Annotated in this window: 18 protein-coding genes; 12 read left to right on the plus strand and 6 right to left on the minus strand. The window is 70.6% G+C overall.

The window, feature by feature from the left end; all coding sequences use genetic code 11:
- Window positions 1-38 precede the first annotated feature (38 nt).
- Window positions 39-2234 carry a VWA domain-containing protein gene (locus D8670_RS10515; RefSeq protein WP_121818062.1) on the minus strand — a complete coding sequence of 732 codons (2196 nt, stop codon included), beginning with the start codon at window positions 2232-2234 and terminating at the stop codon, window positions 39-41.
- 35 nt (window positions 2235-2269) lie between these two features.
- Here D8670_RS10515 and cobN point away from each other — a divergent pair, with 35 nt between their 5' ends.
- The 4 genes from cobN (at window position 2270) to D8670_RS10535 (ending at window position 8122) form a co-directional block, all read left to right on the plus strand.
- Window positions 2270-6157, plus strand: coding sequence for a cobaltochelatase subunit CobN (gene cobN / locus D8670_RS10520; protein WP_121818063.1), 3888 nt, complete (start codon window positions 2270-2272; stop codon window positions 6155-6157).
- Entirely contained in the window at window positions 6147-6881 is a 735-nt protein-coding gene (locus tag D8670_RS10525) for a precorrin-8X methylmutase (protein ID WP_121818064.1), read from the plus strand. Before cobN ends, D8670_RS10525 begins: the two co-directional genes overlap by 11 nt.
- Window positions 6878-7630 (plus strand): cobalt-precorrin-7 (C(5))-methyltransferase, encoded by a 753-nt coding sequence (locus D8670_RS10530; RefSeq protein WP_121818065.1) that lies wholly within the window; start codon window positions 6878-6880, stop codon window positions 7628-7630. The genes D8670_RS10525 and D8670_RS10530 overlap by 4 nt, the downstream gene beginning before the upstream one ends.
- Before the next feature lie 114 nt (window positions 7631-7744).
- Window positions 7745-8122: a hypothetical protein gene (locus D8670_RS10535; protein ID WP_121818066.1), complete on the plus strand. Its 378-nt coding sequence runs from the start codon at window positions 7745-7747 to the stop codon at window positions 8120-8122.
- 45 nt (window positions 8123-8167) lie between these two features.
- On the opposite strand, the gene D8670_RS10540 is transcribed toward D8670_RS10535, so the two are convergent.
- A complete protein-coding gene (locus tag D8670_RS10540; RefSeq protein ID WP_121818067.1) occupies window positions 8168-8695 on the minus strand; it encodes a hypothetical protein in 528 nt (175 codons plus the stop codon).
- Window positions 8696-8894: 199 nt separating this feature from the next.
- Here D8670_RS10540 and D8670_RS10545 point away from each other — a divergent pair, with 199 nt between their 5' ends.
- Window positions 8895-9095, plus strand: a complete 201-nt coding sequence (locus D8670_RS10545) for a DUF2196 domain-containing protein (protein WP_121818068.1) — start codon at window positions 8895-8897, stop codon at window positions 9093-9095.
- Window positions 9096-9153: 58 nt separating this feature from the next.
- Here D8670_RS10545 and D8670_RS10550 read toward each other — a convergent pair whose 3' ends face one another.
- The 4 genes from D8670_RS10550 to mutL form a co-directional block, all read right to left on the minus strand.
- Complete coding sequence (locus tag D8670_RS10550) at window positions 9154-9921, minus strand: sirohydrochlorin chelatase (protein ID WP_121818069.1); 768 nt, start codon at window positions 9919-9921, stop codon at window positions 9154-9156.
- A gap of 130 nt (window positions 9922-10051) precedes the next feature.
- On the minus strand, window positions 10052-11446 hold the full coding sequence (locus tag D8670_RS10555) for a dihydrolipoyl dehydrogenase family protein (RefSeq protein WP_121818070.1): 1395 nt from the start codon (window positions 11444-11446) through the stop codon (window positions 10052-10054).
- Window positions 11447-11601: 155 nt separating this feature from the next.
- Window positions 11602-12555 (minus strand): bifunctional 2-dehydro-3-deoxygluconokinase/2-dehydro-3-deoxygalactonokinase, encoded by a 954-nt coding sequence (gene kdgK1, locus D8670_RS10560; protein ID WP_121818071.1) that lies wholly within the window; start codon window positions 12553-12555, stop codon window positions 11602-11604.
- A 142-nt stretch (window positions 12556-12697) separates the two neighbouring features.
- The gene (mutL, locus tag D8670_RS10565; protein WP_121818072.1) at window positions 12698-14983 is read right to left on the minus strand and encodes a DNA mismatch repair endonuclease MutL; all 2286 of its coding nucleotides are present in this window, start codon (window positions 14981-14983) and stop codon (window positions 12698-12700) included.
- A gap of 182 nt (window positions 14984-15165) precedes the next feature.
- Here mutL and D8670_RS10570 point away from each other — a divergent pair, with 182 nt between their 5' ends.
- From D8670_RS10570 to D8670_RS10600, 7 genes are all read left to right on the plus strand, one after another.
- Window positions 15166-15342, plus strand: a complete 177-nt coding sequence (locus D8670_RS10570) for a DUF7331 family protein (protein WP_162994259.1) — start codon at window positions 15166-15168, stop codon at window positions 15340-15342.
- 91 nt (window positions 15343-15433) lie between these two features.
- On the plus strand, window positions 15434-16033 hold the full coding sequence (locus D8670_RS10575; protein ID WP_121818074.1) for a GNAT family N-acetyltransferase: 600 nt from the start codon (window positions 15434-15436) through the stop codon (window positions 16031-16033).
- A gap of 80 nt (window positions 16034-16113) precedes the next feature.
- Entirely contained in the window at window positions 16114-16974 is an 861-nt protein-coding gene (locus D8670_RS10580; protein WP_121818075.1) for an SDR family oxidoreductase, read from the plus strand.
- Window positions 16967-17965, plus strand: coding sequence for a patatin-like phospholipase family protein (locus tag D8670_RS10585; RefSeq protein ID WP_121818076.1), 999 nt, complete (start codon window positions 16967-16969; stop codon window positions 17963-17965). Before D8670_RS10580 ends, D8670_RS10585 begins: the two co-directional genes overlap by 8 nt.
- Window positions 17966-18544: 579 nt before the next feature.
- Window positions 18545-20503, plus strand: a complete 1959-nt coding sequence (locus tag D8670_RS10590) for a 3-hydroxyacyl-CoA dehydrogenase/enoyl-CoA hydratase family protein (RefSeq protein ID WP_121818077.1) — start codon at window positions 18545-18547, stop codon at window positions 20501-20503.
- A 1-nt stretch (window position 20504) separates the two neighbouring features.
- Window positions 20505-20963: a PaaI family thioesterase gene (locus tag D8670_RS10595; RefSeq protein ID WP_121818587.1), complete on the plus strand. Its 459-nt coding sequence runs from the start codon at window positions 20505-20507 to the stop codon at window positions 20961-20963.
- The gene (locus D8670_RS10600) at window positions 20960-21397 is read left to right on the plus strand and encodes a MaoC family dehydratase (RefSeq protein ID WP_121818078.1); all 438 of its coding nucleotides are present in this window, start codon (window positions 20960-20962) and stop codon (window positions 21395-21397) included. Before D8670_RS10595 ends, D8670_RS10600 begins: the two co-directional genes overlap by 4 nt.
- Window positions 21398-21497 lie beyond the last annotated feature (100 nt).

A 21497-nucleotide genomic window follows, 5' to 3' on the forward strand; every position in this document is an offset into this window, starting at 1 on the left:
TGCCGACCGAGCCGGTTCGTCGGCGTGTGCGGCACCCGCTACTCCCGCGCCCGGTCGACGGCCCGCTCGACGCGCTCGGCGCTCAGGGCGGAGAGGCGTACCCGTTCGCCGTCGGTGGCCTCGACGACGTCGCCGGTAAGCCCGGTGCGGCCGTCTCCGCCGGCGTCGACCGCGACGACGTGCGCGCCGCGGCCTGCGAGCGCCGACGCCGCCGCCCGCGTCTCCGCGGTGGGGTTCTCGCTCGCGTTCGCTCGCCCGTCAGTGACGAGGACGACGACGCTGGTCGCGGGGTCGGCCCGCGCTATCACCTCGCTCGTCGTCCGCAGCCCCGCCGGCAGCGGCGTCCGGTCGCCGACGGGTAGCTCCTTCAGGTGCCGCGCCGCCAGCGTCACGCTGTCGGTGGGCGGCAGCAGCACCTCGGCGTCGTCGCCCGCGAACGCGACCACGGCCACGTCGTCGCGCTGCTCGTAGGCGTCCCGCAGCAGCTCCAGCGCGACCCCTTTCGCCGTCCGCATCGGCCCGCGCATCGACGCGCTGGCGTCCAGCGCGAACACCACCAGCGCGCTGCTCTCGCCGGCGCGCACCGACTGGCGGAGGTCCCGCGACTCGACTGCGTCCCCGCCCCGCGCCGCGGCGGCCCTGACGGACGCGGCGGCGTCGACGCTCCCCGACTCCGCTCGCTCGGTGCGGACCCGCACGCCCTCGTTGGCCGCGCTGGGGGTCAGGCCCACGCGCGACCCGCTGCCGCCGTCGTCCGTCTCCGTCGCTTCGGTCGGCGTCTCGACGTCCGGCGCGACCGCGTCGCCGACCTCCGCCCGGGCCTGCCCGGGGATCAGCGGCGTCCCCTGTTCCCGGTCGTCGCTATCGCCGGGGGCGTCTCCGTCGTCGCCGTTCCTCGGGTCGCCCTCTCCTCCGTCGCCCTCGCTGCCTCCGCCACCGCTCTCGCCCCGGCTCTCGCCGTCGCTCGCGCCGGCGGGTCGCGGTCGCTGGCCGTCGTCGGCGTTCTCGTCGTCGGTGTCGCCGTCGTCGCCACTGTCTCTGTCGCTGTCGTCGGGCCCGTCGGACGGCCCCCGCTCCCCCTCGTTCGGGCCGTCTCTCTCGTCGTCCGCGTCGCCGGCGCCGGAGTCGCCGTCCGCGCCGTTCTCGCCGTCTCCGTCTTCGGCCTCGCTCCGGTCGGGCCCGACCGACGAGTTCTCGTCGCCGCTCTCTGTCCCCTCGCCCTCGTCGTCGAAGTGGTCGTCCACCACGTCCTCGGGGTCGGGCGCGTCCTCGAACGGTTTCGACTGGAGGCGGTGGGGCAGCGTGAGTTCGGCGGCGCGGCGCACGTCGCCCTCGATGACGCTCGCCCGGCCGTCCAGCGCCGCGAGGGTGCGGGCGGCCCGCGCGGTGGCGATGTCGCCCCGGTGGCCGTCGACGCCGGCGTCGCGGCAGAGTTCGGCGATCTCCTCGGCGAACTCGCGGGGGAGCGCCACGTCGTCGAGCAGGTCGCACGCGGTCAGCAGCGACTGGCGGTGGTCGGCGGTGGCGTCGTCCGCGGCCGCCCACGAGTCGTTCAGCGCGCGGTCGATGATCTCGACGCGGTCGTCGACGTCCTCGCAGCCGGTCACCGTCGCCTGCAGGGCGAAGCGGTCCCTGAGCTGCGGCCGCAGGTCGCCCTCCTCCGGGTTCATCGTCCCGACGAGGGTGAACTCGGCGGGGTGGGCGACGCTGACGCCGTCGCGCTCGACGCGGTTGACGCCGCTCGCCGCGGCGTCGAGCAGGACGTCGACGAGGTGGTCGTCGAGCAGGTTCACCTCGTCCACGTAGAGGATGCCGCGGTTCGCCCGGGCGAGGAGGCCGGGGTCGAACTCGGGGTCGCCGTCCAGCGCGTCCGCCACGGAGAGGGTGCCGACGACGCGCTCCCGCGTCGCGCCCAGTGGGAGGGTGACGAGGGGGACCGGTCGGGTCTCGACCGGGGGGTCCGCGCGCTCGCGGCAGTCCGCGCACTGTCGCTCCGGATCGTCCGGCGGACAGCCGTACGGGCAGTCGGCGACGGCGCGCTGCTCGGGCAGGAGGTCGGCCAGCGCCCGCACGGCGGTGGACTTGGCGGTCCCTTTCTCCCCGCGGACGAGCAGGCCGTCGATGTCGTCGTTCGCGCCGACGACGAGCAGCGCCTCCTTCAGCGGCGCCTGGCCGACGACCGCGCCGAACGGCACGGTCGTCGACAGCTTTTTGCCGCTCGCTAAATCAACCATGCTTGTATTAGTCACAACAGAGGTTTAACAACGTTATGCCTACCATCGCCCTGTACACCGCGACCGAGAACGAGCTCGGGGCCGTCCAGCGCGCCGCCGAGCGCGTGGCGGCGGACCTCGTCGTGCGATCGGAGAGCGACCTGGACGACGAACCGGACGTCGAGGAGTTCGTCGAGGCCGCCGCCGACGCCACCGCCGCCGTGTTCTGGCTCCACGGCGCCGAGGACAGCATGCCCGGATACGACCGCGCCGTCTCCCGCCTGACGGAGGCGGGGACGCCGCTGGTCGTGAAAGCCACCGGCGACGCCTTCGCGTTCGAGGACACGTCCGTCGCCGCCGAGCAGCGGGACCGGGTCTACGACTACCTCGACAAGGGGGGCGCGGTCAACGTCGAGAACTGCGTGCGCTACCTCGTCGACGAGTTCGCCGGCGCGGAGCGCGAGTACGACGACCCCGTCGCGCTCCCGACCGAAGGCGTCTACCACCCGGACCACCTCGGGGCCGAGTACGAGGACCTGCGCGCCTCGCTCGACCCCGACCGGCCCACGGTCGCGGTCTGGTTCTACGAGTCCCACTGGACCCACGAGAACACGCGGTACGTCGACGCGCTGGTCCGACACGTCGAGCAGCAGGGAGCGAACGCGCTCCCGGTCTTCTGCAACCCGGCGACCGACACCGAGGAGCAGGAGGACGCCGAGTGGGTCACCGACCACTGGCTCACGGACGAGAACGGCGACCCGGTCGTCGACGCCGTCCTCTCCTCGTTCATGTTCTCGCTGTCGATGGACGAGCGCGGGCGGTCGGCCAGCGACGAGGGCGATTCGGCCGAGGACGTGTTCCTCGACCGCCTCGGCGTCCCCGTCCTGCAGACGGTCACGACGATGCGGTCGCGGTCGCGCTACCAATCGTCGGACACGGGCGTGATGGGCTTCGAGCTCGCGCTGTCGGTGGCGCTGCCGGAGTTCGACGGCAACGTCATCACCCACCCGATCAGCGGGAAGGAGCGCACCGACGACGAGGCCGGCATCGGCTCCGCACCGAAGCAGCACTTCCCGATCGAGGACCGCGTCGACCACGCCGCCCGCCTCGCGGTCAACTGGGCGCGCCTGCGCCACACGTCGAACGAGGACAAGCGCGTCGCCGTCGTCCTGCACAACTACCCGCCGAGCGACGACGGCATCGGCACCGCGTTCGGTCTCGACAGCCCCGAGAGCACGGTGAACCTGCTGGACGAACTGGGCGCGCGAGGGTACGACTTGGACGGCAAGCGCCCCGACTCGGGCCAGTCGCTCGTCGAGACCCTCACGTCGCAGCTGACGCTCGACGACCGCTGGGTCGCGCCGGAGGACGTGCGCGAGCGCAGCGTCGACGTGGTGTCGCCCGAGCAGTACGCCGACTGGTTCGCCGACGTCGACGAGCGGTTCCGGGAGAACGTGATCGAGGAGTGGGGCGAGGCGCCCGACCGTCCATTCGCCATCCCCGGCGTCGAGTTCGGCAACGTCCTCGTGACGGTCCAGCCGCCGCGCGGGTTCGGCATGGACCCGTCGAAGGTGTACCACGACTCTGACCTCCAGCCGCCCCACGACTACGTCGCGTTCTACTCGTGGCTCCGGAACGAGTTCGACGCGGACGGCGTCGTCCACCTCGGCACCCACGGCAGCCTGGAGTGGCTCCCGGGCAAGACGGTCGGCCTGAACGGCGAGAGCGCGCCCGACCAGCTGATCGACGACCTGCCGAACGTCTACCCGTACATCGTCAACAACCCCGGCGAGGGGACGCAGGCGAAGCGCCGGTCGTACGCCGCTATCGTCGACTACCTGACGCCGGTGATGTCGAACGCCGGGACGTACGACGAGATAGCCGAACTGGAGGAGCTGGCCGACCGCTACCGCGAGGCCGGGATGGAAGACGCCCGCGCCGACGACGGCGAGCACCTCGAACAGCTGATCCGCGAGGCAGTCGACGACCTCGACCTCGCGGTCGAACTCGGCGTCGCCGGCGAGATCGACGAGAAGGCCGACGTGCGCGGCCCGGACGAGGCGGGGACGACGCTGGCGGAGGGCGACGTGGACAGTGACGAGGTGGCGATCGACGAACTCGTCGAGCGCGTCCACGAGTACGTCACCGACGTGAAGACGACGCAGATCCGCCTCGGCCTGCACACGATGAGCGAACCGCCCGCGGACGACCGCCTCGTGGAGTACCTCGTCGCGCTCACGCGCCTCGAAAACCCGGGCGCGCCGAGCCTCCGCGAGAGCGTGGCCGGCGTCCTCGGCGTCGACTACCAGCGGATGCTCGACGAACCGGGCGCGTACGACGAGGACCTCGGGATGACCTACGCCGAGGCCGCCGACGAAGTGTACGAGACGAGCGTCGACCTCGTGGAGACGCTCGCCGAGTACGACTTCGACCTGCCGGCGTCGGAACTGGAGTCGGACGGCGAGGAGGCGAACATGAACCTGCTCGTCGACGTCGACACCCTCGGCGACGCCCGCGCCAAGCGCGGCGCGCACGACGACCTGCGCGAGGCGCTGGCGTACGTCTGCGAGGAGGCTCAGCCCCACGTGCAGGGCGCCGAGGACGAGATCCCCCGCACCGCGGACGCGCTGGCCGGCGAGTACGTCCCGCCGGGGGGCAGCGGCGCGCCGACCCGCGGCGGCGTCGACCTCCTGCCGACGGCGCGGAACTTCTACACGCTCGACCCGCGGAAGGTGCCCGCCAAGAGCGCGTGGCAGGTCGGCAGCGAGGTCGCCGACGGCGTCGCAGAGCGCCACCGCGACGAGGAAGGCGAGTACCCCGAGGAGGTCGGCGTCGTCGCGTGGGGCACCCCCACCGTCCGCACCCGCGGCGAGACCATCGCGCAGGTGCTGGCGCTGATGGGCGTCGAACCGGTGTGGACCGACGCCGGCCGGGTCGACGACGTGGAACCGATCCCGCTGGAGGAACTGGACCGCCCGCGCATCGACGTGACGACGCGGGTCTCCGGGCTGTTCCGCGACGCCTTCCCGGCCGCCGCGGGCGTGATCCACGACGCGGTGGAGGCGGTGGTCGACCTGGACGAGTCCCACGAGATGAACTACGTGAAGAAGCACGTCGAGGAGGAGGCCGAGCGCCTCGAAACCGAGTGCGGCCTCGACGAGAGCGACGCCCGGACGGCCGCCACGCACCGCGTGTTCACGACCCGCCCCGGCGGCTACGGCGCGGGGACGAACAAGGCGGTCGACGAGGGCAACTGGGACGACCGCTCCGACCTGGCGGAGGTGTACGTCCAGTGGGGCGGCTACGCCATGGGCTCGCGCGGGAAAGTGTCGGAGGCTCACGACGCCTTCGAGCGCCGCCTCGGTAGCGTCGAGGCGACCGTGAAGATCGAGGACACCGCCGAGCAGGACGAGTTCGACTCCTCGGACTGGTACGCGTTCCACGGCGGGTTCATCTCCGCCGTCGCGGAGACGGCGGGCGAGGAGCCGGCGTCCTACGTCGGCGACTCCTCGGATCCCGACAACGTCGACGTGTACACGAACGAGGAGAAGGTCCGCAAGGCGATGCGCGCCCGCGTCCTCAACCCGCAGTGGCTCGACTCGATGGAGGAGCACGACTACAAGGGCGCGGGCGACCTCTCGACCACCGTCGACGTCGTCCTCGGGTGGGACGCGACGACCGGCGTCGTGAGCGACACCCTGTGGGAGGACGTCGCAGAGAAGTACGCCTTCGACGCCGACCGGCAGGACTGGCTCCGCGACGTGAACCCCTGGGCGCTTGAGAGCATCACGGACACCCTGCTGGAGGCGATCGAGCGCGGCCTCTGGGACGCCGACGACGAGACCGCGGAGCGCCTGCGCGACCTGAACCTGCGGGTCGACGGGGACCTGGAGGCGCGTGCCAGTGGCGCGGACTCCCCGGAGGTGGCCAGCGATGACGACTGAGGACGCCCGGACCGACGGCGGGACGGCCGAAGCGGAGTCGGAGAACGGCGACTTCGAGGAGTACGCCGACCTCGGCGCGACCACGGAGAACGCGATGGAGATCGCCGAGACCTCGATGGACCGCGTCCGGAAGCTCGTCCCCGACGAGACGCTCGCGGACCGGATCCGCCAGAAGTCGGTCCACGCGACCGGCGACCCCGAGTTCCAGCACCTCGTGCGCTTTACCGGGGCCGACGAAAGCGAACCGGTCCGCGTCGGCGCGCGGGCGGTGCTCGACGAGCGCCCGATCGTCACGGACATCACGATGGTCAAGGAGGGCATCACGGGCCGCGGCCACGACTGCCCCGTCCGCAAGGCGATCGGCAACGGCGCGGAACTCGCCGCCGAGACGGGGATGACCCGCACCGCCGCCTCGGTCCTCGAACTCGACAGAGAGGGCGTCTACGACGGCGCGATCGCCGCGATCGGCAACGCCCCGACCGCGGCGCTCGCGCTCGCGGACTGCATCGAGGACGGCACCCGTCCCGCCGTCGTCGTCGCGACGCCGGTCGGCTTCGTGAAGGCCGCCGAGAGCCGGGAACGCCTGCGCGAGGTCTGCGCGGAGCACGGCGTGCCCGCCGTCACGAACGTCGGGCGTCGCGGCGGGAGCGGCCTCGCCGCGGGCCTGACGAACGAACTGGTCCACGTGGCGAGCGACGCGCGGGAGGGCGAGGTAGAGCTGTGAACGACTACGACCTCGACGCCGGCCCCGACCCGGCGACGTTCGCGGCGGCCGAGCCGGAGGACCCGGACCCCGCGGACCCCGTCTCCGCCGTCGGCATCGGTCCGGGTAACTTGGAGTTCCTGACGCCCCGGGGCGAGCGGGCGATCCGCGAAGCCGACGTGGTCGTCGGCTTCGAGACGGTCGTCGAGTTCGTCGCCGACCTGACCGACGCCGATCTGCTCACCTGCGGGTACGAGGACGAGGCCGAGGCCCTCTCGGCGTTCGCGGAGCGCGTCGCGGCCGGCGAGCGCGGCGCCGCGGTGCTGATGGGCGACCCGAACCACTCCGGCTACCAGTTCGTCGGGAAGGTGGAGGATTCAGTGGACCGCCCCGTCCGCGTCGTCCCCGGCATCTCGTCGCTCCAGGTCGCCGCGAGCAGGGCGCGCACGCCGATGGAGGACGCCGAGTTCGTCACGCTGCACAAGAGCGGCGACCTGACCGACGACCTCGCCCGGCTCCGGACGGCCGTCGGCGACCGCCACCTGCTCGTCCTGCCGCGCCCGTTCGACCTGATGCCCGGCGACGTGGCGGCCGAACTGCTCGACGCCGGCGCCGACCCGTCGCTCGACGCGCTCGTGCTGGAGCGGCTGACCCACGACGACGAGTCGATCACGCGGTCGTCGCTGGCCTCGCTCGCCGAGCACGCCGGCGGGAGCGGTCCCGAGTCGACGCCGTTCTCGGACCTGTCGGTGCTTGCCGTGCGGCGATAGCGGGACCCGATCCCGCCGGTGCGACGCCGATCCGTACCCTTTCTCGCGGACGGCGACATGATCCCTCGCCCACAGGTGCCTAGGACTACCCGTGTCCGCGACCAACCTCCGGACATGGTGCAAGAGGACATCGGACAGGCGACCATCGTGTACGAGGGACCGGACGGCGACGCAGTCGAGCGCACGGTCGACAACGAGCACGTCGCGTACTTCCAGGACCACTGGATCGTCAAGATCGACGACGAGACCCAGGAGGAGGAGGTAGAGCGGATGGAGGGCCGGGACACCGTCCGGCGCATCCCCGCCAACCGGGTGTACTACGTCGAGCGCTCCGTCGAGGAGTTCGAGGAGGAGGTCAAGACGCTCCGCGACCAGTTCCAGTCCATCACGGAGGACCTCCGGTCGAAGCTCATGGGCGGCGGGCAGGACCAAAGCGACACGGAACCACACCGGATCGAGGTCGAGCGCGGGGACCGGGACGACGAGACGTAGGTACCGACGTCCGAACGTCGAGCGCGTCGACAGCTTGCGACTGAATTACTCGTAAGGGTGGCCCTCCGGACCGTCGACAGCGTAGGCCTCGATCCACGGCGGCCGGTCGCGGCCGGTCCACTCGAACAGCGCCCGCTTCTCGTTGGCGTAGTAGAGCCGGTAGGCGTCGACGTAGTCCGCCGCGGACCACTGACCGGTCACCTGCGGCGGGTCGGTCGCCCCCTCGCACGGCCAGTCGAGCGCGACGACCGTCTCCTCGTCCAGCGACTCGACCGTCGCCCAGGAGCCGTGGACCTTCTCCGGCGGGTGGTCGTAGCGGTACCGCCACTCGTCGTGGGCGAGGTAGACGTACTCGCGGAGCGTCTCCCAGTTCGCCAGCGAGTCGGCGGTCCAGACGGTCAGCGGATGGTGCTCGTGCGTGAAGTAGAGGTCGTCAGACTCGGGGTAGCCGTTCAATTGGGCTGCCGTAGTCAACACCATCGAGCACTCGAAGACACTGCTCAGCACGTGCTTGTCGACGAGCCACTCGACGGCCTGCGCCGTGTCGCGGTCCAGCCAGAACGCGTTGACCACGGGGGCGGTAGGCGGCGGCGACGATTATGCCCGTCGCCACCCCTCGCCGTTCCGAGCGGTCCCGCGGCGTTTGCGTCCGCGTTCTTCGCGTCGACGTACCGGACACGGACGACCTCGCCGACCGGCTCGGTCCGATCGAAGACTAACCGCAAGCGAGTTGGGAACAACGCTTTTCGCCGTACGCGACGACGATCCGGCTATGTCGATGGACACGCCACGAGCGGAAGACCTGCGTCGCGGTATGACCGTCGAGATCGTTCAGGACCAGCAGGACGAGCCGATCATCGGCGACATCCAGACCGTCCGGACCAGCGAGGGCCGCGAACCGGAGGGCGGTCCGGAGGTGAAACTGGAGTCGGGCGCAGTCGGCAACGTGACGCAGATAGTCCCCGACGAGTGAGGCCGTTTTGCGACCGTCGAGAGTCGAGTTGCGGCCGCGACGGCTCCGCGGCTGCTCCTCAGTCGCCGCGGCCGTCGGTCGCCATCGGGCGGGCGTTCATCGTCAGCGTCGCCTCGAACGACGGGGGGTGCGCCCCGTCGACCATGACGCGCTGGGTCTCGACCTCCGCGCGGACGGCGTCGGTGACGCGCTCGTGGGCGCCGAGCGGGTCGGCGTAGGCGAGGCCCCCGCGGTCGAGTTCCAGTTTCCGCGGGATCTCCTCCTCGGTGGCCGGCCCGCCGGTGAGAAACAGCGGCACTGCGACCGCGTCGTCGCCGGACACGTTGTAGCGGACGCACTCGACGGCCGGGTTCTGCAGCAGGTAACAGGTCTCCACCTCGTCGTACGCGCCGCGGTCGCGCAGCCGAGAGGCATGGTACTCGACGGTCTGGCGGCCGTACGGGAGCGCACTGTGGCCGAGCCCCACGAGCACGAGCGAGTCCGCGTCGGGCGCGGCCGCGGCGGCGCGGTCGCGGATCGCGCCCGTCACGCCGGGGCTCCGACCGACGGGCTCGCAGTAGTGGACCTCGCCGGGACACCGCGACAGCGCCGCGGGGATGTCCTCCGTCGTCTCGTAGGTGTGCGCGACCGTTACCGGCAGCGCGTACACCGTGTCCGCGCCGATCGCGGCGAACTCGTCCCCGAGCTCGTGGACCGGGTCGTGCTCGTAGTAAGCGGTGCGAACGTCGTCGGCGACGCCGGCCGACCGCAGCCGCCGGGCGTGGGTCCCGACGACCTCGCGGGCCTGCGGCGTGTCGCGGGCGATGAGGAGGAGCGCGTCTGTCATTGTACTTTGTTCAACTGAGTTTGCTTTAGCGCAACTCAGGTTGACTAACGGATCGACGGAATCCGTTAAATAACTTGCGTCTCGTGTAGTTTCGGCGGTCGGCCTCGCTCACGTACGGCGATTTTGGCGGTCACTCCTCGACGCGGGCGCTCGCCTCGCGGAACAGGCCGTCGAGTATCTCGGGCGTCGTCGGGTGGTACGCCCGGTCCGGCAGGTCGCGCACGTCGAGTTCCATCTCGACGACGACCTGCATCGTCTTCGCCATCGCGTCCGCGTGGTAGTGCAGCCCCTGGTAGCCGAGCACCGTCCCGTCGTCGGGGTCGACCACGAGCGTCGCCCGCCCCTCCGGGACGGTCTTGGTCGTGAACACGCCGTCGTCGCTCGCCTCGCGCGTGACGGCGACGTGGTCGACGCCCTTCGCCTCGGCCGACTCCTTCGAGTGGCCGACGCGGGCGTACGGGTAGACGCCGAGGCCCGAGAAGATGACGTGGTGGTGGACGTTCTCGTACGGGGACAGCGCCTGACCGTGGGCGTGAGAAAGGACGTTCTCGGCAGCTCTGAACCCCTGTTCCTTGGCGACGTGGAGGATCGGCTCGTGGCCGTTGGCGTCGCCGACGACGAACACGCGCTCGTCGTCGCGGGCCTGCATCGTGTCCCCCACCCACCCCGAGCCCGGGTCGAGCGCGGTGTTTTCCAGTCCGAGGCCGTCGAGGTTCGGGCGCCGGCCGGTGAACAGGAACAGTTCGTCGGCCTCGACCGCGTCGCGCTCGCCGTCGAGGTACAGACGAACGCCGCCGTCGTCGGTCGGTTCGAGCCGCTCCTCGTCCGTCTCGGTCAGCACGTCCACGTCCCACTCGTCCTGATAGATGTCGAGTAGTTCGTCGCCGTACTCGGGGTCGGCCTCGTCCAGCGGGCGCTCGTCGTGTTCGATCACGGTGAGCGAGGTCCCGGCCTCGGCGATGTACGGCACCAGCTCCAGTCCGACGTAGCCGAAGCCCATCACGACGCCGGAGTCGGGGAGCTCGGTCGCGTCCAGCACGTCCGCGCTGGTCGCGAAGTCGACCTCGTCGATCCCGTCGATGTCGGGCACGTTCACCGTCGACCCCGTCGCGATCACGACGTAGTCGGGTTCGATGGTCCTGTCGGCGACGGCGATGACGCGGTCGTCGACGAACCGCGCCGTCTCGTGCAGGAACTCCACGTTCTCGCGCTCGGCCATCTCGTGGACCGCCTCGCGTCGGTGCTCCGCGAACCCGAGGACGTGGTCGTCTTTCGTCTCGACCACGCGCTCCAGGTCGACCTCGGGTATCTCCCCCGTCAGGCGGTGGTCGTGACGCGCGCCGAAGCGGTGCGCGCCCGCCGAGAGGACCTCTTTCGAGGGCATACAGCCCCGCAGGATGCAGAGGCCGCCACCGGGCTCACCGTCGTCGATCAGGGTCAGTTCCACGTCGGGCTCGTCGACGAGCTCGCCCGCGACGGCGACGCCCGCGCTCCCGTACGCGCCGATGATGGCGACGTGTGGCATGCGTGAGAGTGCGTCGCCTCGACGGTTCAACGTTCGGGCGGCCGTGCGTCAGCCACGGGCGAGCGGCGCGCGACGATCGTCGCGAAGCAACCGCCCCGCTCGCGGCGAGAAAGAGGAGTTCGCGAACGAGACGCGCCGAGAGAAGCGGCGGACGGTTACCGCGAGATCTGGTTCAGGTCGTCGCCGATGACCGACTCGACCTCCGCTTTCGTCACCGTCGCGACGTCGCCGGGGATGGTCCGCTTGAGCGCCGCCGTCGCGGAGGCGTACTCCAGCGAGCGGGCCACGTCGTCGCCCGAGAGCCGCCGACCGAGGAACGCGCCGACGAAGGCGTCGCCCGTGCCGATGGCGTCGACCGTGTCCGCCTCGTAGATGTCCTGCTCGTGCACGACGTTGTCGTGCCAGGCCAGCGAGCCGTGCTCGCCCTGCGTGACGACGACGGTCTCGAAGTCGTACTTCGAGGCGAGGTGGTGGGCGAGTTCGGGGGCGGACCCCTCGTAGCCGAGCACCGTCTCGGCGTCGCGGAAGGGGATGACCAGCACGTCGACGAGCTGGAACAGCTTCGTCACGGTCGCGCGGGCCTCGTCGGGCGACCAGAGCTTCGACCGGTAGTTCATGTCGAACGCCGTCGTCGTGTTGGCCTTCTTGGCGACCCGGAGCAGGTTCGCCGTCGCGTCGCGGAGCGAGTCCGACAGCGCGGGCGTGATGCCGCTGGTGAAGAACGCGCGGGCGTCGCGGATCGTACTCAGGTCGAACTCCTCCGCGCTGGCCGTCGTGACCGCCGCGTTCTCGCGGTCGTAGATGACGTTCGTCCCGCGCGGACTGCCGGCGTGTTCGAGGTAGTAGGTTCCCTGCCGGCCCTCCTCGGACCAGACGATCTCGGTGTCGATTCCGTAGCCGCGCAGGCCGTTCTCCACGCGCCGACCCAGAGGGTTGTCGGGGAGCTTCGACAGCCACGTCGACACCGCGCCGAGGCGCTCGGCCGCGACGGCGACGTTGCTCTCCGCGCCCGCGGCGCGGAACTCCAGTTCCGGCGTCGTCTCCAGACGCTCGTTGCCCGGCGGGGAGAGCCGCAGCATCGTCTCGCCGAACGTGACGAGGTCGCTCATGGGTCCACCTCGGACCTCTCGGTCGGTTCCTGTCGTGGGGACGGACGGTTCATACCCCCGCAAATGAACGGGATCGGTATAAGTTCCCCCGTTCGATGGCGGAGGCGGCCGCCGCGTTCTCGTCGCTCCCGGACCCGCCGCCTCAGGGCTCCCGCCGTCCGCCGTGGCCCGGGTAGTCCCGTTCGAACCGCTCGGCGAGTTCGTCCTCGTCGAGTTCGATCACGACGGGCCGCCCGTGCGGGCAGGCGTACGGGTTCTCGCACTCGTCGAGCGCCGCGAGCAGCTCCGTCACCGCGCCCTCCGTCAGCGACGTGTTGCCCGTCACCGACGGGTAGCAGGCGAGGTCGGCGATGAACTCGTCCGCCAGCGATTCGACCGTCTCCTCGCCGGCCGCCTCGTCCGCCGTCGAGACGAACGACGCGAGCACGTCGCGCAGGCGCTCGGGGTCGAGCGTCTCGTCGAAGACGGCCGGCACCGTCGTCACCTCGACGGTCCGGTCGTCGGCGCGGTTCGCGTAGAATCCGAGGCCGGCGAGCGCGTCGGCGTAGTCCTCGAACAGCGCCGCCTCGCCCGCCGTCAGCTCCAGTTCGACCGACTCGGCCAGCGACTGCGCGGTCGTGTCGCCGGCGAACGCCTCTCGCAGGCGCTCGTAGTTCACCCGCTCGTCGGCGGCGTGCTGGTCAACCAGCGCCAGCCCAGCGTCCGTCTCGGCGACGACGTAGGTGTCGCTGAACTGGCCCAGCACGCGCATCGACGGGAGACTGTCGTACTCGCGCGTGCGGTCGACGGCGTCGCCGGCCAGCGTCCGCTGCTCGGTCGCGCCGGCGAACTTCGATGGAGCGGCCTCGTCGCGGCCGGCGTCCGTCGGGTCGTCGTCGGCCGCTTCCGGCGTGACGCGGTCCGTCGCTCGGATCTCTTGGTCTGCCTCGCCCGGTCCACCGCCCGCCGCGTCGGCGGTTCCGGTACCCGACTCTGACGGCTCTGCAGTTTCCGGAGCCTCTTTGGGCGACGAACGTGCTTCGGCTCTCCGGGGGCTGCTTCCGGACTCTTCTCCAGTGGCGCTCGAACCATCCGTAGCTTCTACAGCATCTGCAGAGTCTTTGAAGCTGCTCTCCGCTGCGTCGGCAGACGTGTCGCCGTCGCCGCTCGAACCGCTCGCTGCCCCCGGCGAGTCGGTCGTCTCGTCCGCCGCGTCGGCCGATCCGTACGACGTGAGGTCCTCGCTTCTGGGGTCTGCAGTGGGGCCGGAGGCGCTCTCGCCGCCGGGCGCATCGTCGGGGTTCTCGCCGGTTCCCGCCTCGTCCCCGTCGTCCGCCGCGGACTCGGGCCGGACGGCGGCCTCGTCGGGCGCCGACCGCCCCCGCGGCGCGCCGGAGCGGATCAAGCCGTGGTCGAGCAGGGCGCTCTCGACGGCCGCCTCGACCTGTCGGCGCAGGCCCGCCTCGTCGTCGAAGCGCGCCTCCATCTTCCGCGGGTGGACGTTCACGTCGACGGCGGCGGCGGGCACGTCGAGGAAGAGGACGACGAAGGGGTAGCGGTCCGCCGCGAGCTGGCCGCCGTAGGCCTCCAGCACGGCCTCGCGGACGGCGCCGGCCGTGACGTAGCGGCCGTTGATGAACGTCGAGACGTACTCGCGGCTGGAACGGTTCGTCTCGGGGTGGCTGACGTAGCCCGAGACCTCGTCCAGCGGGCCGGGCGGCAGGTCCTCCTCGTCGACCGCGATCATCGACTCGGCCACTTCGCGGCCGTAGACCGAGAGCAGCGCGGAGCGCAGGTCGCCCCGGCCGGTCGTGGAGAACGTCTCGCGGCCGTCGTGTTCCAGCGACACCGCCACGTCCGGGTTCGCCAGCGCGTAGCGCGTAACAATGCGGTTCACGTGGGCGAACTCCGTCGCCTCCGTCTTCAGGTACTTCTTCCGGGCGGGCGTGTTGTAGAACAGGTCCGTCACCTCGACGGTGGTGCCTGCCGGACGCCCCGCCGGCGAGACGTCGGTCACCTCGCCGCCCTCCAGGCGGAGTTCGGTCGCCGCGCCGTCCGCGCCGCGGGCCTTCGTCGTGACGGTCGTCCGCGAGACCGCGCCGATGGTGTGCAGGGCCTCGCCGCGGAAGCCGAGCGTCGTCAGCCCCGATTCGAGGTCGTCCAGGTCCCGGATCTTGCTCGTCGTGTGTTCGCGGACGGCGGTCCGCACGTCCTCCTCGCTCATCCCGACGCCGTCGTCGCTGACGCAGACCCGGTCGATCCCGCCGCTCTCGACCTCGACCTCGATGCGGGAGGCGTCCGCGTCGATGCTGTTCTCGACCAGTTCCTTCACGACGCTGGCCGGGCGCTCGACCACCTCGCCGGCCGCGATGCGCCGGACCGTCGAGTCGTCGAGCGTCCGGATCTCGCCGTCGCCGGCGGTCTCACGGTCGCCGTCCGCGTCGCTCACGTCCGTTCCACCTCCGACCTGTCGCGCGTGGGAGTCATCGACGGTAGTTCCGAGCGTCGCTACTTGAACGTGCGGGACGAGCCGCGGCGGGTCGCCGCGGCCGCCGCCGTTTCCAGATCCCGAGAACGGTGCCCCCGTTTTACCCTCGCTCCGGCGAGAGGTCCGCACGTGAGGTGACTCCTATGACCACGACGAACGCGACGGACGCGGACGGCGACGCGAACGGGGCGATCGACGGCGGGGAGACCGACGACCTGCTCGCCTACGAGACGGAGACGGGGATAGTCGTCTGTGACCCGGACGACCCGTCCGCGTGGATCGAGAGCGACGCCTTCGTCGACACGGCGCGGCGGCGGTGAGCACGAGCCCGCGGACGCCCCCGCCGCTCCCAGTTTCCGAGAACCATCGAGAGCCGTTTATGCCGTCCCGACCTAGGACCGACCGAGAACAATGGACCCCGACACTCGCGACGCTCGGCGGTCGCAGCCGGCCCTCCCGCCCGCGGACAGCACAGACCCGGCGACCGACGCGCTCGCGGGCGACGAGCGGGCGGACGGCGACGGGGACGGCCCCTACCGCCCGCCGCCGGTCGACGTCGACGACGAGGAGGACAGAGAGATAGCGGTCCGCGCCTACGACGGCGGCGCGGACCCCCTCGTCGCGATGTACGAGCGGTTCGACCCGGAGGACCGCGCGCAGGGCATCCCGCCGTTGTCCGAGGAGCGCATCCGTTCCTGGCTGGGGCCGCTGCTCGACGACGGCCTCAACGTCGTCGCGCGACACGAGGACCGGATCGTCGGACACGCCGCGCTCCTGCCGATGAACGACGACAGACACGAGCTCGCCGTCTTCGTCGACCCGTCCTACCAGTCCGCCGGCGTCGGGACGGCGGTGGTCCGGGGGCTGCTCGGGCACGGTCGCGAGAACGGCGTCGACCGCGTCTGGCTCACGGTCTCCAGCCGGAACCGGATCGCGCGACGCCTGTACGAGTCGGTCGGATTCCGGACCCTGGAGGAGGGCCGCGAGCACGAGATGGAGCGCGACCTCTGAGCGGTGCCGGCGGCGTCGCGAGTGCGCCGGGGCCGCCCGTTATATCGCTCGGCGTGGTCAGTGCGCGTGGTGCTACTCGCGTGTCCACGAACTTCGACCTGAGCGACCCCGAACTGACGCGGGACGACATTCTCGTCCTCGACGACCCCCGCTTCGGTCCCGACTCGGTCGCCGTCGTGACCGGAGCGGCGTCCGGCATCGGCCGGGCCCTGACGGTCGCCCTCGCCGCGAACGGCCTCACCGTCGTCGGCGCGGACGTCGACGCCGACGGCCTCGGCGAGACGGTCGCCCTCGCGGAGGACCTCGGCGCGCCGGGCGACGTGGCGACCGTCGAGACCGACCTCACCGACGACGGCGACGTCGCGGCGATGGTCGAGGCGGCGGCCGAGCGCGGCGACCTTCGGTACGTCGCCAACGTCGCCGGCCTCCAGCACATCGCGTCCATCCCGGAGTACCCGATGGAGCGGTACGACCTCCTGCTCGACGTGATGCTGCGAGCGCCGTTTCTCGTCGCGAAGCACGCGATGCCGCGCGTCCGCGAGACCGACGACGGCGTCGGTGCCATCGCCAACATGTCGTCGGTCCACGGCCGCTACGCCACGAAGAACAAACCGGCGTACATCGTCGCGAAACACGGTATCAACGGGCTGACGCGGGCGATCGCCGCCGAGGGCGAGGGAACGCTCCGGGGATTCTCGGTGAGCGTCGGCTACGTGCTCACCCCCCTGATGGTGAACCAGATCGAGGCCACCGCCGCGGAACGCGGCATCCCCGAGCGCGAGGTGGTCGAGGACATCATGCTCGGTCAGGCCCGCACGAAGGATCTGATGACGCCCGCCGAGGTCGCCAACCTGTTCACGTTCGGCTTCTCCCGGCACGGCAAGCACCTGAACGGGGCCGACATGCTCTGGGACGGCGGCTACACGCACACCTATGAGTGAGCGCGACGCGGACGCCGCGGGCGAGAGCGACCCGGACAACGTCGCCATCGCCTGTCAGGGCGGCGGCAGCCACACGGCGTTCACGGCCGGCGTGCTGCGCGGCCTCCTCCGCGAGTGGGACCGCGACCGCCACCGGCTGGTCGGGATCAGCGGCACCTCCGGCGGGGCCTTCAACGCGCTCGCGGCGTGGTACGGGCTGGTCGTCGACGACGAGGAGCGCGCGGCCGAACTCGTCACGTCGCTCTGGGCCGACATGGTCGCCGACGACGCCCTCGACCGGCTGGCCAACGAGTGGGTCGTCGGGAGCGCCCGCGCCCAGCACGCCGGGTTCCCCGTGTTTCAGGTCAGCCCCTACTTCACGGCCGGGTCGCGGCGGGGGCAAGAGCAGATCCGGCGGATCCTCGAGCGTCACATCGACTTCGACGCGGTGCCCGACCTCTGCGGCCGCGACGTCCCCGATCTCGTCGTCGGGACGGTCGACGTTCACGCGGGCGAGTTCGACACGTTCGTCAACGAGGAGGTCACCGCCGACGCCGTGCTCGCGTCCGCCGCCATCCCCACGCTGTTTCCCGGCGTCCACCTCCGCGGGAGCCTCCACTGGGACGGGCTGTTCTCGCAGAACCCGCCGGTGCAAGACCTCATGACGGGGACGACCGGGGTGAAACCCGACGAGCTCTGGGTGGTCCAGATCAACCCGCAGTCGGTGGACGAGCGCCCGCGGACACTGGCCGAGATCGCCGACCGGCGCAACCAGCTGTCGGGGAACCTCTCGCTCAATCAGGAGCTCCGGTTCGTCGAACAGGTCAACGAGTGGATCGAGGCCGGGTGGCTCCCGGAGTCGGAGTTCACTCACACCGAGATCCGACGCATCCCGCTCGGGCGGCAGTACGACCTCGCCACCAAACTCGACCGGCGGCCCTCGTTCGTCGAGAGCCTCGTCGAACTCGGCGAAGAGCGGGCCGAGGCGTTCCTCGCCGACCTGGAACGGTGACCGCCGGCGGGAGGCCGGAACGCCCTCGGGACCGTCGTTCGTAGCTGTCGCCGCGGTCGTCCGGTCGAAGACCTCCTCGGAGCGACTCGCCGGCGTCGCGACCGAACGGGGAAGCGGCTCCCGCTCCGTCGAACGCGGGGACGCGCTCCACGGCGTACACTGACCGGTCGGTATCGGTCGCGACGGGCGACTCGCGGCGTTCGAAGCGCCTCCGTTCGGACTTCCTTCGGCACCAGTAGTAACAATCTAGTGTATAATAAACAATATAAGTAAAAAAACGTATATATTCGTCAGGCCCAGAGAAAAGAGGGAATACGGGAAAGAGAGAGCCTGAATGGCGGGTGCGAGATTAGAAAATATCTGGCCGTAACGGAGCCAGATACGCGTCTCAAAACGGTGTAGAAGTCATACAGGTGTCTGAATTCCCTTCATCCCTGAATTTCGAGCATTATCACTTAATACTGATAGTATCGCCGTAATATCGGAAGGGAAGAGTTTCTTTTCGAGACGTGATCGCCCCTACCGGGAACAACTACCCCGTCCCGAGAAACTAAGGACGTGGTACGTGCAGACACCCCCATGCCAGTCACAGCTATCGATCACGTCACGGTGATCGGTGCCGGCAACATGGGCCACGGCATCGCCGAGGTGACGGCGATGGCGGGGTACGACGTGACGCTCCGAGACATCGAGGAGGACCTCGTCGAGGACGGCTACGAGGACATCGAGTGGAGCCTGCGGAAGCTCGACGAGAAGGGGCGGCTGGACGAGTCGCCCGAGGAGATCCTCTCGCGCGTCGACACCGCGGTCGACCTGGAGGAGGCAGTGTCGAACGCGGACCTCGTCGTCGAGGCCGCGCCTGAGCAGATGAGCCTGAAGAAGGACCTGTTCGCGGACCTCGACGAGTACACTCACGAGGACGCCATCCTCGCGTCGAACACGTCGAGCCTCTCGATCACGGAGATCGCGACGGCGACCGACCGGCCCGACCAGGTCGTCGGGACCCACTTCTTCAACCCGCCGGTGAAGATGGACCTCGTCGAGGTGATCTACGGCGAGGAGACCAGCGACGAGACGGCGGAGACGGCCCACGACTGGGTCGAGTCGATCGACAAGACGCCCATCTACGTCCGGAAAGACGTCAACGGCTTCGTGGTCAACTCCGTGCTCGGCCCCTTCGGCGACGAGGCCGCGTGGATGGTCTCGGAGGGCGAGGCGACGATCCGCGAGGCGGACGCCGCGATGGTCCACCGCCGGGGCTACCCGATGGGACCGTTCGAACTGGGCGACCTGACCGGGATCGACGTGGGCTATCACGTCCGGAAGGAGCGCGGCCAGCCGATCCCGCCGGTCGTCGAGGAGAAAGTCGAGGCCGAGGAGCTAGGTCGCAAGACCGGCAAGGGGTACTACGACTACGAAGAGGGAGACGGCCCCGACTACGAGGCCGGGCAGGGCGAGGACTTCGACACGCTCCGCGTCGAGGCGCGCATGATCAACGAGGCGGCGAAGCTCGTCGGCGACGACGTGGCGACGCCCGAGGCCATCGACACCGGGATGCGCCTCGGCGCGGGCTTCCCTGAGGGCACCTGCCGCCGCGCCGACAAGATCGGCCTCGACCGCGTGCTGGAGAAGCTGGAGACGCTGTACGAGGAGACCGGCGAGGAACGCTACGAGCCGGCGGACTACCTGCGCGAGCTCGTCGAGTCCGGCCGCACTGGCGAGGACGCGGGCGCGGGCTTTCACGACTACGGGAGCGGCGAGGGGCCGGGCGACTACCGCCTGCTGAACTACGGCCTGACCGACCGCGGCGTCCTCGAAGTGGAACTCGACCGACCGGACCGCATGAACGCGCTCTCGACGGACCTGCTCGGCGAGATAGACGACCTCCTGCGGAGCGTCGACGCCGACGACGTTCGCTGCGTCACGTTCGAGGGCGCGGGCGACCGGGCGTTCAGCGCCGGCGCGGACATCGGCGGCTTCGCCGACGTGGACCCCACGGACGCGATGGACGTGACGCCGGCGTTCGAGACGGTCAACGACTTCGAACGGCCCACGCTCGCGAAGATCGACGGCTACTGTCTCGGCGCTGGCCTCGAACTCGCGCTGGCCTGCGACCTGCGGATCGCCACGGAGGAGTCGTCGTTCGGGTCGCCGGAGATCGGCCTCGGCCTGATCCCGGGCGGCGGCGGCACCCAGCGGCTCCTGCGGATCCTCGGCGAGACGCGGGCGAAGGAGCTCGTCTTCTGCGGGAACCGGATCGGCGCGGAGCGGGCGCAGGAGTGGGGGCTGATCAACCGCGCCGTCTCCGACGAGGAGTTCGACGAGACGGTCGAGGCGTTCGTGGACGACGTCGTGAAGGGGCCGCCGATCGGCCTCAAGGTCGCGAAGAAGGTGATGAACGAGGGACAGGACGCCAGCCTCGACGCCGCGCTCGCGCTGGAGAGCCAGGGCTTCGGCCTGCTGATGAGCACCGACGACGTGCTCGAAGGGACGGCCGCGTTCGCCGAGGACCGCGACCCCGAGTTCCGGGGTGAGTGACGTGGGGGGCGAACCGGCGACGGCCGACGCCGTCGACGCCGACGCGTTCCAGGAGTTCGTCGACCGCCACGGCTACCTGTCGTGGATCGGCCTCGCGGTCGAGCGCGCCGAGCGCGGGCGGGTGCGCATGCGCGTCCCGCACGACGAGAAGCTGTTGAACCCCTCGGAGGGGCAGGCGTCGGTCCACGGCGGGATCACGGCGACGCTGGTCGACACCGCGAGCGGGTTCGCCCTGCGGACGACGTTCGACGACCCCGCGGCGGCCCGCCTCACGACGACCGACCTCGACGTGTCCTACCTCCGGCCGGCGACCGACGACCTGACCGTCGAGGCCGAGGTGGAGCGCGCCGGCGACTCCGTCGGCGTCACGAGCGTCACCGTATCGAGCGAGAAGCCGAGCGGCGAGCCGGCGGACGTTGCCGTCGGGCGAGCCACCTACCGCCTCTTCCGGGAGTCATGACACGAACGTTCGAGGACGTCGAGGTCGGCGACGAACTGACGACCGGCGGCCGCACCATCACGGGGGCGGACATCTCGAACTTCGCGGGCGTCAGCGGCGACTTCAACCACCTCCACACGGACGCCGAGCGGATGGCCGACTCGGCGTTCGGCGAGCGCATCGCCCACGGCGCGCTCGTCTTCTCGGTCATGACCGGCCTGCTGTGGCAGGCCCGCGACGACGACACGCAGGTGGTCGCGTTCTACGGCGTCGACCGCCTGCGGTTCGTCGCCCCGGTGTTCGTCGGCGACACGGTTCACGTGGAGACGGAGGTCGTCGAGACGGAACCGCGGGACCACCGCGTCGCGAACGGGCTCGTGCGGTACGACGCGGACGTGGTGAATCAGGACGGCGAGGTCGTCCTCTCCTGCGAGATACTCTCGCTGCTGCGCTGATCGGCCTCGCCGGGCCGGTCGCTGCGTCCCGCTCTATTCGCCGCTTGTAACTACGAGTGGTTTCGCGTTCGTTTCGACGCAACCTCTGGTGGAGATATGT

Source organism: Halostella limicola (genome assembly GCF_003675875.1).
GTDB lineage: Archaea > Halobacteriota > Halobacteria > Halobacteriales > Natronoarchaeaceae > Halostella > Halostella limicola.